Below are 12204 nucleotides of genomic sequence, written 5' to 3' on the forward strand. Positions count from 1 at the left end.
CGTTCGGTGGTCGAAGAATTCGACGCGGATGCACGCAGATTTGGGCGGATCTACGCGGATCCATACGCGAACCATTTCGTTCTGATCCGCGCGAATCTGCTTCAATCCGTGCGCATCCGCGACTGATTCAGTTCCAGCTAACCCTAGAATCCCACGCCCGTGCTCAACTTCACCGGCACCTCGACCGTGTCGACGTCTTTAAAGTAGTGGAGCCGCATGCCGAGGGTGTCGAGTTCCTGGGAGAACGCGTAGTTGATCTGGGTGCCGAAGCCGCCGCCGGACATGCTTCCTCGTTCGGCATGTTCCAACACGTTGCCGTCGGCGTCCAGGAACTCAACCTTTTGCAAGACGTCGATGCTGTCTTCGGTCTTGAGCACGACAACCAGTTTGTCCTCGTCGAAGAAGCTATCCTTCTCCAATCGCTCGACCGCGAACTTGATTGGCCCCAGCTGGTACTCGGCTCCTTGGGCAAGTTTCACCGCTGGTGCTTCGACCTGTTCGGTCTTGCCACCGAAACGAGCGACCAGCACGGCGTCGAGCATGATCTGCTTGGCGCCCTTGGCTGGCGGATTGGGACCGCTGATCTGGACATCGCAGCGATGACGATGCTCCGCCACGTCCGCCTGCACGGGATTCGATTGCATGCCCATCGAGAAGCCGGGCATCGAGAAGCCGCCGCCGGGGTTCGTGTCCTTTAGCAGGTCGGTCCCCAGGTCATCGGTCAGCTTGGTCACTTTGCTCGCTTGGTCGTCGATGCCCAGGAACGAACGCTCGGCGTCGTACAACCACAGGTGCACCGCGGTGCCCTCGAAACCCATCCTCACCATCATCTCGCCCTGCTCTTCGGGGATCTCCGGCGTGGCTTTGCCAAACTCCAGGCCCACGACCTCCACTCGCACGCCGGAGTCGCCACCCAACACGGCCTCTTCGGCTGAACTCCCTGCCGTCGAACCGCCGCCGGTTTGCTGTTCGATGTACTGCTGGTCTGCGGCCGACAATTTGGCGATCGGCACCGAGACGGTCTTTCCGTCCGCCTTGCGAAGCGTCACGTTACCATCCTTGGCCCCCACGTACTCGGCCTCGATCGAAGCACCGCCGCTCGCGGCCGTCCAGGTGCGACTTTCGGCGAAGCAACTTGGAACGAAGAGCGGCAAAACGAGCAGCAGGATCGTGATTCGTAGCGTCATGGTGGTCCTCAAGAATTCGGGATGAATCGGTCGCTACTTATTCGCCGGCGCGTGGCGAATCTTGGACTGGTGTTCATTCTAATCTAGCTCGTCTGGTGTGCCACTGCTGGTTTATCGCCGGTTGCCCTCGAATGCAACTCTGCGACAGGTTACGACCGATTACCTCCCGCCACGTTGCTTAGAGCCAGCAGTGTACGCAGCACTTCAACCCATTAGTGCTGAATCCGAACTCTTGCGAATCCGTTGGCGGGTGGCGTCGAATCCTGCGAAAACGCGAGCTGTAAGAAAATCGCTATTGAATCGCCATCGGCAACTGGTCCAATGGTAGTGCGGCGTGTTGTGCATGAGTGTTGAGAAAGCACAAACGGGTCACTCGTGGCTTGGTCGCGGGCGGTCCATGAATGGGGTTTTGTCGCAGCTAACGCGAACCGCGCGCAACAACTACTGCGACAAAACTCGAGGCCGATGTTGCAAGTACCATCAACCACAGGACTTACGAAATGTCGCAGGTGCGCCGCGCGAGGGGGTTTTGTCGCAGGGAATCGTTTTGCCGCGCGGTGCGACAAAACGGCGACCTTTCAGCCCGCTAGCCGCATCGCCATGTCGACGAGCGTCACCAGGTCGACCGCGTTGTGGTACAGCACTTGTTCCATTTCGGCGGTTTGGCCGGTTTGGACGTAGTGGTCGTACGCGCCGGGGATCATGTGGCCGGCGATGTCGCAGGTGCGGCTGCGGCGGCAGATCATCCGTTCGATGGTTTGCAACTTGCAGTCGGGCAGCGTGTCGCGCCAGCGGCGACGGGCGTGGTGCAGGACGTCGTAGTGCGCGAGGTCGGGAAGCGGCGCCTCGCGGTCGAGCAGGTACCGCCGCCAACGATCGGAGACCATCGGCCAATCGAAACTTTTACCATTGAACGTCACGAGCGTCTCGGCGCCGGCCAGCCGCTCGCTCAAGGAACACAACACAGATGCTTCTTCGGCATAGTTGCGAGCGAAGAGCAATTCGACCAGGAGCCGGTCGTCGTGAAATCGAGCAACACCCACCAGGAACAACGCCGAACCGCTTAGCCCGCACGTTTCGAGGTCGAGCCCGACGAACCGCGAAGGAAACGCTTGTATGAAACTCTGCCGAATGTCGTCCGACTCGAAGTCGATGGACTGCAAAAGCTGCTCGTGCCGCGCCTGCAGAAAGCTATCGCCATCGGGCCAGAGTTCACTGGCCGGGAGCGAGACCATCAGATGCGTACCGCGCGGGTTACTGACAACCTCGCCCCGCTCCAACAGCGCGTGGTGCTTCTGTTTGGTGTGGGGTGGATCGATGCGTCGCGACTTAGGAACCTGCGGCGCCACGGCAGTTGGGCGAGGCCGGACCGCCGGCGCGGAGATTCGCTCGCGATTGAGCGCTTCGAGTCGCTGGCGGAGGGATTCGTCGAGCATAGAGAGGATTCTAACGAATTGGCCCACCCAAGCGGAACCGCTATCAACCGCAAACGCGATTCTGTTACAGTAAACCCCAATCCATCGGAGCCGCCAGGCTGCTAGCAATGAGTACCGATAATCCCTACGCATCGCCATCGCCGCAGGAAGTCGCCCACCGCGAAGTTCCGCAACTCGAACCGCCGCAATCGGTGAGCTTTCATCTTACCGAAGAGGAGGTGCTCAACATGTTGGATCATGTCCAGAAGGGCAGTGGGACCTTGCAACAACATATCAGCAGAAGGAAACGCGTGTTTCTTGCGGTTGCGGCTTGCATGGCAATTCTCAGCGGATTGGTGGTCTGGGTCGATTCGATTTGGAGTCCTTTCTTTGCAATCTTCGTAGTAATGTCGATGTTGTTTTGTCTGGATGCCATTCGGCTACCAAAGCGCCATCAGAAGACAGAACAAAAACTCGCCCGCGAGATGTTGAGGCGCGAAGAGCAAGCCTTGCTCGACCGTAAGTTCACTACGTCGCTCCTGGCGGAGGGGTATCAATCTGCAGATCAGGATGGACACACTTTCCGAAAGTGGAAGGCCATTGCGAAAGTGGAACGAGCAGCAGGGTTACTTCTCGTCTATCAAACTCCGCTTTCGGCACATCCAATCCCAGGTCGCGCCTTTTTCGACGAAGCCGCATTCGAAGCCTACTGCCAACTCGCCGAGCGACTTTGGCAGCAAGCTCACGCAGACGAGGCTAGCGCCGATTGAACGCGTCCGCTTCCTCGTCGCTACGGCGGCGGGCATCGAGCCAGTCCTCCACGCGTCCGATAGTCGGCATGCCCATGACAATCGCCGCGATGAGCACCGCCGCCACGGCCAACGAGAACGACTGACCTTCAATCATGTAAGCAACGAGATTGAGAAACGCAGCACCTTCGAAAATCGCCAGGCCGATGATCAGCGTGGTTTGATACGCGCCAGCGGTGGCCGGCTGCGACGCCGCAATCAGCCGCGGAACAATGACGCCGGCGACCAACGCCGCCAATCCCGCCGCCACGCCGATATAGGCAATCGTCGGCGGGCCTTCGGTCGGATCGGGCTGGATGACCGTCAACAAGATCACCGCAAATACCACACATCCCATGGCCATGCTAAACACAATGATCTGCATCGTGCGCACCGCCACTGCCAATTGTTCGCGATCTTCGTTCGACACGCTCCCTCCCTTTGCGTTACGTTGTACCGACAGCGTCTTGCGAGGTGGCGGTTGCCGAAGCCTCGCGGTCCAAGAGCAACTCGAGCAACCGTTGGGTCGCTCGCTTGTTCGGAATCGGATGTCCCCGCGTCAGATCGGGGTCGCTGTGAATTGCAGGGCGCAGGTTGGGCAGACCGACGCAACTGGGGCAACCGTCTTCGCATGGGCAGTCGGAGACCATCTCCAGGCAGATGGTGAGCAACTGCTGGATGTGCTCGAACCCTTTCTGGCAGTAGCCCAGTCCCCCGGGATAACGGTCGTACAGGATCATTGTCGAGCGGCCCAAGTTCTTGGCGTCGACCACCCCGCCAACGTCGCGACTGTCGCACATCGCCACGAACGGCAGCGCCACCACGGCCAGGTTACGCATCCCGCAGATGCCCTCGCTGGTCCGCAGTCCTTCGGCCTTGAGCGCGGCGCGGACTTCGTCGCGCGGGGCGACCCACGTGCCGGTAGTCGCCAGGTTCTGCGCCGGGATGTCGACCGGGCCGAGGCCAATGTTCTCGCGGGTGTCGAACTTGATCTTCTTGAACGCTACGGTTTGCCAGGACACGTCCAGCTCGCCGTAGCCGACCTCGGCCGACGGAATCACCGCGTTCTCGTCGCGCGGCTTGGTCACCAGTACGTTACTTTCGAGCACCGCCTGCGTGTAGTAGTCGGTTTCGCGCCGCTCGACGTAGGCTACCTTGCCGTTGAGATCGAGTTCGCGAACCAGATAGGTCTCGCCGGCGTGCAGGTAGACCGCTTCGGGATAGACCAACTCCGGCGCGCTGATCGAGTCGACGTTGGCGATCACTTCGTGCGAGTCGTCCACCAGCGGCGGCGAGCCGGAAGTGTACAGGTCGCGCGAGATGCGGGTGTGCTTCAACAGCACGATACTGAAGGTGTTGTCGCTCATGTGTCGCAGGCTCACGCCCACCGCTGGGTTCTGGCCGCCGGGACAGAAATACTCCTCGCCAACTTGAGTCAGCTGCCGCTCTTCGGAGAGCACGCCGGCGATGGGCTCGGCGAGCGGCCCGAACTGCTCGAGGTCGTCGGCGTTGAGTGGCAACTCAAACGCGGCCGCCTTCAAGTGCTTCGCCAGCACGTACGGATTATCGGGGTCGACCACCGCGTGCTCGGGCGATTGGGCGAAGAAGTACTCGGGGTGACGCAGCAGGTACTGATCGACCGGTTCGTTGCCGGCCAGCAGCACCGCCAGGCTGTCGTCGGTACGGCGACCGCTACGCCCTGCCTGCTGCCAGCAACTGGCGATCGTGCCGGGGTAGCCGACCAGGATGGCGACGTCGAGCGAACCGATGTCGATGCCAAGCTCCAGTGCGTTGGTCGTAGCGACACCGCGCAGCCGGCCGGCGAAGAGGTCTTGCTCCATTTGACGCCGCTCGTTGGGCAAGTAGCCACCGCGATACGCCCGCACGCTATCGACCAACGGCGAGTGACGCTCGGCGAGTCGCTGGCGGCAGTAGCGATGCACCAATTCGGCCGCTTGCCGGGTGCGTGTGAACGCGAGCGCCTGCCCGCCGGCTTCCATGGCTTCGGAAAGCCAAGTGACCGCGTCGTCGTTCGCACTGCGTCGCGCCAGGGCGTCGGTGCCAAGCGGAGTGGGGTTCCACAACGCGAAGACCTTCCGCCCGCGGGGCGAACCGTCGTTGTCGATCACTTCGACTTCGCGCCCCAGCAGACTGCTGACCAACTCACCCGGGTTGGCGATCGTCGCGCTGGCGGCCAGGTAGACCGGATTCGATCCGTAGTGGCGACAAACGCGATCGAGCCGGCGGAGCACCGCGGCCACGTGTGCGCCGAGGATGCCGCGGTAGGTGTGCACTTCGTCGACCACAATGTAACGCAGCTCGGCAAACAACGTGGACCACTTGGGATGGTAAGGCAGGATGCCCGCGTGCAGCATGTCGGGGTTGGTGAGCACGAGGTTCGCTTCGTTGCGGATCCGACGCCGCTGAGCGGTAGGCGTATCGCCGTCGTACACACCGGGCCGGACGCGCGCGGCCATCTCGGCGTCGCCTTCGACCAACGACAACAAGCCTTTGAGTTGATCCTGCGCGAGCGCTTTGGTGGGAAAGAGATAGAGCGCTCGGGCGTCGGGCTGGGTGACGACGCTTTCGAGGATCGGCAAGTTGTAACACAGCGTCTTGCCGCTCGCCGTGCCGGTGACCACTACCGCATCGCGAGCGTCGCGGGCGGCCGACAGGGCTTCGACCTGATGGGAGTACAGCGACTCGACCCCTTGCGATGCTAGCAGTCGCGTGACCGATTCGGGCAGCGGTGTCTCGGGCGACGCGTACTGGGCGGGCCGCTCGGGAAGCTCCTCCAGGTGCTCGAGCTGCCCAGCGTATTCAGGCAACGAGGTAATGCGAGAGAGCAACTGGGCAACATCCATGGCGTCGGCTCCGAAGAACACATTCGTCGATTTACTGCACAGGCGTTTACGATACCCCGAGCGGCCCCCTGCTGGCAAGATCGCTCGGCACGGGCACAGAACCGTATTGCGACAGCTGCCCGAGAAAGCTACAAGCGGGCGAACGGATACCTATTTAACCACCAAAGTTCAGGCACGATACCCGATGAGCTCGCTTCAACTCTCGCCCGAGATGCACCAGTTGGTCAACGACATCCTGGTGTGGATTGGCTTTGGCACCGTGGTGGGGCTGGTGGCGCGAGGTTTGATGCCGGGCCGCGATCCTGCGGGCGCGATCACCACCTTGGTGCTGGGCGTCGCCGGTTCGGTGCTGGGCTGTGGCTGCGTGGGATTCTTCACCGATACCGAGCGACTCACGCCCACCAGCCCGCTGGGAATGATCGTAGCCGTGGCGGGCGCGTTCGCCCTGTTGGGATTCTACCGATTGTACGGCGACCTGTTGCCCTGGAAGCTGCCCGACCCGCACGCTCCCTCCGCCGCTTCTTCCGCTTCACAGCGAGCGTACGACCCGTATCGGCGGAAATACAGCTCGGCGGACTACGAAGATTGACCTGCACTATTGCTTTGTCAAACGAGTCTTTTCGGCTTGACGAGATACTGGTGTCGGTGTCGCGCGGAAAATGCCTCGCTTGGGGGGCACCGCGGAATCTGCTGCACAATCGTTGTAATCAGCAGCGAATGGCCAATTCATCGACTTTCGCTGGGTGTGCGCAGTTTGCCGCACGCTGGGGATCTGCATAGAATGAAGTCTGACGGTTGCAGACTCCGGACCCAACTCAATAGGTCACCCGTTCGATGTACGCAAAGATCACACTCGCCGCCTTGCTCGCCGCCCTCTGCCTGCCTGTGCATTCGTTCGCGCAGGTGTTCGACTACGGTGGGCAAAGCGAAGCCACGCGTCAGCTCAATCGCTTCAAGGCGCAAGGGGATGTATCTACTTACACCTCAAGATTGGTCAACCGCGATCGCACCGTGAACAGCGGTTTTGGAGCTAAACGAGTATCGGACCCAGGATACGATCCAGGGCCTAGGACCTTTGAGCCTCCGCGCTCGCAATCTGCCAACTTCGGCGTGGGCACTGCCGGGGCGAGCGGCAGCAAACCGTTCGCAAACGTTACTCCTGCGCCCACGATTAGTCCGTACCTGAACTTGTTCAACGATTCGTTTGCCGGTGACAACGATCTGAACTACCAAACGATCGTCCGCCCTCAGTTGCGCCAACAGCGGTTCAACGATCAGGTGCGGCGGCGAGAGTCGGAAATCAACCAGCAACTGACCGCGCTATCGGCGCGGAACGCCTACAACACGACCGGCAACCAGGGCGTGATGCCAACGGGGCATTCCGCTACGTTCCAGAACTACTCGCGATTCTATCCCGCCAAGTCGCGACGCAGGTAAGCCGCGCGGCATCCGCACGAGAGTTTAGCGCGGACTTCTATTGCCGCGGCGCTGGGCGTGCCGGGCCGACCTGAAGCAGTTCGATCTCGAAGATCAGCGTTTCGTTGGGACCAATCGGACCTTGGCCTCCCTCGCCGTACGCCAAGTTCGATGGCACGAACAGCTGCCACTTGTCGCCCACTTTCATCATCTTCAGTGCTTCGGTCCACCCAGCAATCACTCCCTTCACAGGAAACTGAGCGGGCTGGCCTCCCTGCGTGCTGTCGAATACCTGGCCATTGACGAACGTACCGCGATAGTGGCACACCACTGCGCTGTCGTCGGTAGGCGAAGCACCGTTGCCCTGCTTGACGACCTTGTACTGCAGTCCGCTCGGAGTGACCTTCACGCCGGGCTGCTGGGCGTTCTTGGCCAGGAACTCCTGGCCGGCCTTCTTGTTGTTGGCCGCCACGGTCTGCTGGATCTTCATCGCGAACAGTTGCATCGCTTGATTCATCTCCCGCTCGCTCCATTGCGGGGGACGGTCCTGCTGCACTTCGCTAATGCCCGTTTGCATCGCCCGAACGTCAAGCGTCACGCCACCCATCTTGCAGTCCTCGGCGATCGATCGCCCCAAGGCGTAGCTCACCATCCGATTGAACTCCTCGGGACTCATCTGCGGCGCCTGCTCGGCGGCAGGCTGGCCAGCGGGCAGGGTGTCCTGAGCCACGGCGGCCAAGGGAGCCGAGCACACAAGCGCGGCAAACAACATCGAGCGAGAGAACATGGGAACTCCTTTGGGCGGGGCATTGAGCCGGGGGGCGGGAAATCATACAACAGGCCATGGCGGGCGAGTGCTCGCGTCGCCATGGCCCACTGCGAGAGTTGTGTCGATCCTTCCAACGTTGGGAATAGCTTCGATACTTACGCGCTACTGCCGTAGGTCGAGCTGAAGAACTCCTTGCTTCCTTCGGGATCGGCCTTCATGCTCTTGCTGCCGGCCTTCCAGTTAGCGGGGCAGACTTCGCCGTGTTCTTCGTGGAACTGCAACGCGTCGACCACGCGGATCGCTTCGTCCACGTTACGGCCCAGCGGCAGGTCGTTGATCAACTCGTGGCGGACGATGCCGTCCTTGTCGATCAGGAACAAGCCACGCAGCGCCACGCCACCTGGCAGCAGTACGCCAAACGAATCGGCAATCTTCTTGTCCAGGTCGGCCACCAGCGGATACTTGATCGCGCCGATGCCGCCAGCATCGCGGGGAGTGTTCCGCCAAGCGAAGTGCGAGTAGTGGCTGTCGATGCTGCAACCCAGCACCTGCACGTTCCGCTTCTCGAACTCGCCGATCGCTTCGCTAAACGCGATGATCTCGGTGGGGCAGACAAACGTGAAGTCCAGCGGGTAGAAGAACATCACCACGTATTTGCCGCGGTAGTCGGACAGCTTGACTTCCTTGAAGCTGCCGTCCGGCATCACGGCCTGGGCGGCAAAGTCGGGGGCTTCGGTCTGTACAAGGTGGGCCATAGGATTCTCGCTTATATTGGGAAAGTTGGGTGAGAGAGTCTCGGGTGGGGTCTCTTATTCTAGGGCTCTAAATCCCAGGCCTCAAGGCAGCGGAAGTCCTCTGCCAGCTGCCAGTGTGCGGGCTTTCCGCACGTGAAAAGCTTGACGGACCGTTTTTTAAGTAGGAGAATCACCGAAGCTGCCCCCGAAGGTGATTTGCCGACGAAAGCTGGCGGCCTTCCGTGGGGACATTCTCTTTTCTGGGGAGGTTACCCGCTTATGAACTCTAGAATTGGCTGCTTTGTCGCCCTGCTGGGATTGAGCTTCTCTTCTCCCGCCTTCGCAGAACTCTGGCAATGGGATGACATTCTGCTGGACGGTTCCCAAGAGAACCCTCCGGTGGCAACTCCGGGAACTGGGCTGGCCACTGCCATGCTCGATACCGATACGGGTATCATGAGCATCGAGGGCACGTTTAGTGATTTGATCGGCACCACCACCCTCGCGCACCTGCACGGCATTGCGTTGCCCGATCAGAACGCCGGAGTCATTTTTGGGCTCAACATTGACGTAGGCGTGACCTCGGGCAGCTTCAGCGGCACTAGCGGAGTGCTAAACCAGGCGACTATGGACGGGATCATCGCCGGCAACTCCTACATCAATATTCACACGAGCTTCAGGCAAGGCGGCGAAATTCGCGGACAGGTCACCAACGGTGTCCAAGTGCCGGAGCCTTCGTCCATCGCCCTCACGCTGCTGGCGACTGGAGCGTTGCTCGGGTATCGCTGGCGACGGAAATAGACTTGCCCCATAGGGCCTAGAACTCAGAAACGGCTTGGTGCTTCGCGCCAAGTCGTTTCGCATTTGGGTTGGACTGATTGCTATGGCCGACAAGTTCACACTCGACGATTTCCGCGAGCAGTTAGCGTCAATCGCCAAACCTGGCTTGATGCAAAAGATGCTTAGCATGCTGCCGGGTACGGGAGCGATGCGCGCCGCGGTGGACGATTTCGATATTTCGGAACTAAAGGGCATGTTTGGAATCATCGACGCGATGACACCGGCCGAGCGTGCTGATAGCAAGCGGATCGACCGTTCTAGAAGAAGTCGGATTGCCGCGGGGGCCGGCTGCACGCCTCGTGAGCTCAGGCTACTCCTCGATATGTACGAGCCAATGGCACAGTTGATGGGCAGAATTGCCACCAAACGCAGTATCAATCGGCGCAGAGATGCCACTGAGGAGATCGAACGCCATGGGCTTAGGTGGCCACTCTTCCCGTCGGACGATGAAGGCGACGATCCGCCGCCTGACGATCCGTGGCCTCCAATAACAGCCTAGCCCCAAGACAGCGGTTTGTTCGACGAATACGCCCCAGCCGACGAGCTACGCCTCGTCGGACATTTCACGACGAGGCGTAATGTCGGCTATCTGCTGCGGTTTTTGCCACGGTAGCCGCCTCGCCCCAGTGCCGCTGGTCCGCTAAAATACGGGTTTTGGCATTTCTCGGCCCTCGATCCCGCCCCTAACCCCTCAATCCATCCATGTTCGAATCGCTCCAGGACGGACTTTCCAGCGCCCTCAAATCGCTCAGCGGCCAGGGCAAGCTGACCGAGGCGAACATGCGCGAGGGGCTGAAGCTCGTCGAGCGTTCTCTGCTGGAGGCCGACGTCAGCTTCGATGTGGCTCGCCACTTCATGGCGAACATCACCGAAAAGTCCCTCGGCGAGAAGGTGCTCAAGTCCCTGAAGCCGCAGCAGCAGGTCGTCGGTATCGTCTATCAGGAACTGTGCGACCTGATGGGCCCGGTGGATCACTCGCTGCACCTCAAAGGCAAAGACGACGTCACCGTGCTGATGCTCTGCGGCCTGCAGGGCGCCGGCAAGACGACCACCGTCGGCAAGCTCGGCAAGATGCTCAAGGAAGGGCAACGCAACCCGCTGCTCGTCGCGGCCGACTTGCAGCGCCCCGCGGCCATCGACCAGTTGCACGTGCTCGGCGAGCAACTTGGCTTGCCGGTGTACAGCGACCGCGAAGAGAAGGACCCCGTGAAGGTCTGCAACGCGGCCGTGAAGCAGGCCAAGAAGCAAGGCGCGGACGTCGTGATCCTCGACACGGCCGGCCGGTTGCACATCGACGAAGAGTTGATGGGCCAGCTCGAGCGGATCGACAAGCAGTGCAGCCCCGAGCAGATTTACCTGGTGGTCGACGCGATGACCGGCCAGGACGCAGTGAACAGCGCCAAGGCGTTTAACGAAGCCCTGGAAATCGACGGCGTCATCATGACCAAACTCGACGGCGACGCCCGTGGCGGTGCGGCGCTGTCGGTGAAGCACGTGACCGGCGTGCCGATCAAGTTCATGGGCACCGGCGAGAAGCTCGAAGCCCTCGAAGCGTTTCACCCCGATCGCATGGCCGAGCGCATCCTGGGCCAGGGCGACATTCGCTCGCTGTTCGAGATCGCCCAAAAGGAATTCGATCTCGAAGAACAGAAGGCGATGGAGGAAAAGCTCTCCAAGGGCCAGTTCACGCTCGACGACTTCCGCAAGCAGATGGCGATGATCGCCAAGCCCGGCTTGATGCAGAAGATGATGAGCATGATGCCGGGCATGGGTCAGATGCGCGAGGCGATGAACGAGTTCGACGAGTCGGAGATGAAAGGCCTGTTCGGCATCATCGACTCGATGACCCCCGCGGAAAAGGCCAACACCAAGCTAATCGACCAAAGCCGCCGCCGCCGCATCGCCGCCGGAGCAGGCTGCGAACCACATCAGGTGAACGAGCTGATCAAGATGTACGAGCCGATGGCTCAGATGATGACCAGCATGGCAGGCAAAAGCGCCCGCGAACGCATGAAAATGCTAAGCGAAGTGCAAGGCGGCCTGGCCCAAGGGGGCACGCTCGCCAGACAGAAACAGGGCACCGGCAAACGCTTGTCCAACGCACAAAAGAAAGACGCCCGCAAAGCGCGCCAGGCGGCACTCAAGAAGCGGCGGAAGAAGCGGTAAGAGTCGCGACCCATCCAGCCGTTCG

12 protein-coding genes are annotated in these 12204 nt (G+C 60.8%); 6 read left to right on the forward strand and 6 right to left on the reverse strand.

Annotated features, from left to right (window positions below; all coding sequences use genetic code 11):
• Window positions 1–143: 143 nt before the first annotated feature.
• Both ACQK2L_RS30940 and ACQK2L_RS30945 read right to left on the reverse strand, forming a co-directional pair.
• On the reverse strand, window positions 144–1187 hold the full coding sequence (locus tag ACQK2L_RS30940; protein WP_425400920.1) for an SHD1 domain-containing protein: 1044 nt from the start codon (window positions 1185–1187) through the stop codon (window positions 144–146).
• Between the two features lie 578 nt (window positions 1188–1765).
• Window positions 1766–2623, reverse strand: coding sequence for a ribonuclease H-like domain-containing protein (locus ACQK2L_RS30945; RefSeq protein ID WP_425400921.1), 858 nt, complete (start codon window positions 2621–2623; stop codon window positions 1766–1768).
• 227 nt (window positions 2624–2850) lie between these two features.
• Here ACQK2L_RS30945 and ACQK2L_RS30950 point away from each other — a divergent pair, with 227 nt between their 5' ends.
• Window positions 2851–3372, forward strand: coding sequence for a YcxB family protein (locus tag ACQK2L_RS30950; RefSeq protein ID WP_425400922.1), 522 nt, complete (start codon window positions 2851–2853; stop codon window positions 3370–3372).
• Here the strand turns inward: ACQK2L_RS30950 and ACQK2L_RS30955 are convergent.
• Entirely contained in the window at window positions 3359–3820 is a 462-nt protein-coding gene (locus ACQK2L_RS30955) for a hypothetical protein (protein WP_425400923.1), read from the reverse strand. The genes ACQK2L_RS30950 and ACQK2L_RS30955 overlap by 14 nt on opposite strands.
• 16 nt (window positions 3821–3836) lie before the next feature.
• Window positions 3837–6254, reverse strand: a complete 2418-nt coding sequence (locus ACQK2L_RS30960; RefSeq protein WP_425400924.1) for a DEAD/DEAH box helicase — start codon at window positions 6252–6254, stop codon at window positions 3837–3839.
• 184 nt (window positions 6255–6438) lie between these two features.
• Between ACQK2L_RS30960 and ACQK2L_RS30965 the strand changes: the two genes are divergently transcribed.
• Both ACQK2L_RS30965 and ACQK2L_RS30970 read left to right on the forward strand, forming a co-directional pair.
• A complete protein-coding gene (locus ACQK2L_RS30965; RefSeq protein WP_425400925.1) occupies window positions 6439–6843 on the forward strand; it encodes a GlsB/YeaQ/YmgE family stress response membrane protein in 405 nt (134 codons plus the stop codon).
• A gap of 245 nt (window positions 6844–7088) precedes the next feature.
• Window positions 7089–7691 carry a hypothetical protein gene (locus ACQK2L_RS30970; protein WP_425400926.1) on the forward strand — a complete coding sequence of 201 codons (603 nt, stop codon included), beginning with the start codon at window positions 7089–7091 and terminating at the stop codon, window positions 7689–7691.
• A 37-nt stretch (window positions 7692–7728) separates the two neighbouring features.
• Here the strand turns inward: ACQK2L_RS30970 and ACQK2L_RS30975 are convergent, their stop codons facing one another.
• A complete protein-coding gene (locus ACQK2L_RS30975; RefSeq protein WP_425400927.1) occupies window positions 7729–8457 on the reverse strand; it encodes an FKBP-type peptidyl-prolyl cis-trans isomerase in 729 nt (242 codons plus the stop codon).
• A gap of 137 nt (window positions 8458–8594) precedes the next feature.
• Window positions 8595–9194 carry a peroxiredoxin gene (locus ACQK2L_RS30980; protein ID WP_425400928.1) on the reverse strand — a complete coding sequence of 200 codons (600 nt, stop codon included), beginning with the start codon at window positions 9192–9194 and terminating at the stop codon, window positions 8595–8597.
• 258 nt (window positions 9195–9452) lie between these two features.
• Between ACQK2L_RS30980 and ACQK2L_RS30985 the strand changes: the two genes are divergently transcribed.
• The 3 genes from ACQK2L_RS30985 (at window position 9453) to ffh (ending at window position 12179) form a co-directional block, all read left to right on the forward strand.
• Window positions 9453–9974, forward strand: a complete 522-nt coding sequence (locus ACQK2L_RS30985; RefSeq protein WP_425400929.1) for a CHRD domain-containing protein — start codon at window positions 9453–9455, stop codon at window positions 9972–9974.
• 82 nt (window positions 9975–10056) lie between these two features.
• Complete coding sequence (locus ACQK2L_RS30990; protein WP_425400930.1) at window positions 10057–10512, forward strand: hypothetical protein; 456 nt, start codon at window positions 10057–10059, stop codon at window positions 10510–10512.
• Window positions 10513–10715: 203 nt separating this feature from the next.
• A complete protein-coding gene (ffh, locus tag ACQK2L_RS30995; protein WP_425400931.1) occupies window positions 10716–12179 on the forward strand; it encodes a signal recognition particle protein in 1464 nt (487 codons plus the stop codon).
• Window positions 12180–12204 lie beyond the last annotated feature (25 nt).

It is taken from the genome of Aeoliella sp. (genome assembly GCF_965227375.1).
Classification (GTDB): Bacteria; Planctomycetota; Planctomycetia; order Pirellulales; family Lacipirellulaceae; genus Aeoliella.

What these genes read in the sequence shown, in the direction of transcription:
- ACQK2L_RS30940 (WP_425400920.1), bottom strand. Translation starts at nt 1,187, where the DNA reads ATGACGCTACGAATCACGATCCTGCTGCTCGTTTTGCCGCTCTTCGTT.
- ACQK2L_RS30945 (WP_425400921.1), bottom strand. Translation starts at nt 2,623, where the DNA reads ATGCTCGACGAATCCCTCCGCCAGCGACTCGAAGCGCTCAATCGCGAG.
- ACQK2L_RS30950 (WP_425400922.1), top strand. Translation starts at nt 2,851, where the DNA reads ATGTTGGATCATGTCCAGAAGGGCAGTGGGACCTTGCAACAACATATC.
- ACQK2L_RS30960 (WP_425400924.1), bottom strand. Translation starts at nt 6,254, where the DNA reads ATGGATGTTGCCCAGTTGCTCTCTCGCATTACCTCGTTGCCTGAATAC.
- ACQK2L_RS30965 (WP_425400925.1), top strand. Translation starts at nt 6,439, where the DNA reads ATGAGCTCGCTTCAACTCTCGCCCGAGATGCACCAGTTGGTCAACGAC.
- ACQK2L_RS30970 (WP_425400926.1), top strand. Translation starts at nt 7,089, where the DNA reads ATGTACGCAAAGATCACACTCGCCGCCTTGCTCGCCGCCCTCTGCCTG.
- ACQK2L_RS30975 (WP_425400927.1), bottom strand. Translation starts at nt 8,457, where the DNA reads ATGTTCTCTCGCTCGATGTTGTTTGCCGCGCTTGTGTGCTCGGCTCCC.
- ACQK2L_RS30980 (WP_425400928.1), bottom strand. Translation starts at nt 9,194, where the DNA reads ATGGCCCACCTTGTACAGACCGAAGCCCCCGACTTTGCCGCCCAGGCC.
- ACQK2L_RS30985 (WP_425400929.1), top strand. Translation starts at nt 9,453, where the DNA reads ATGAACTCTAGAATTGGCTGCTTTGTCGCCCTGCTGGGATTGAGCTTC.
- ACQK2L_RS30990 (WP_425400930.1), top strand. Translation starts at nt 10,057, where the DNA reads ATGGCCGACAAGTTCACACTCGACGATTTCCGCGAGCAGTTAGCGTCA.
- ffh (WP_425400931.1), top strand. Translation starts at nt 10,716, where the DNA reads ATGTTCGAATCGCTCCAGGACGGACTTTCCAGCGCCCTCAAATCGCTC.